General features: G+C 44.0%; 1 protein-coding gene. It reads right to left on the bottom strand.

Features of this window, described 5'->3' with window-relative positions; translation table 11 throughout:
* Positions 1-332, bottom strand: a 332-nt coding sequence (locus EQO05_RS15250) for a TCP-1/cpn60 chaperonin family protein (RefSeq protein WP_240664792.1), incomplete at both ends; no start/stop codon positions are given.

The following is a 332-nucleotide window of genomic DNA, read 5'->3' as shown; positions in this document are numbered from 1 at the left end:
AGGTCTTTTATCTTCAGTTTCTTGAAAGCAAGGATATTACTGTCCCGAAGCAGGGTTTCGATATGGGGGTCAATATCGCCCTCGGAAAAAAGCACATTTGCCCCTGAATTGATTATTTTCCTGGCAATCTCCCTGCACATTTCCTTTTTTCTCTCCTCAAACAGCAGTGCAGTTTGTACCGAATCCATTCTCAGGTTGTGCTGGGGATTCAAATATCCGCTTTTAATTTTGAGATCATAATTCGTAATCAGGACTGCCGGGGTTTCAAACGCTTTCGGCATATCCTCTCTTGCAGGGTTTTCGTCCAGGATAAGGCCTTCAAGGGCAAGAAT

The sequence above is a fragment of the Methanosarcina sp. MSH10X1 genome, assembly GCF_004099695.1.
Lineage (GTDB): Archaea > Halobacteriota > Methanosarcinia > Methanosarcinales > Methanosarcinaceae > Methanosarcina.
This window is presented reverse-complemented; position numbering and strand designations above follow the sequence as displayed.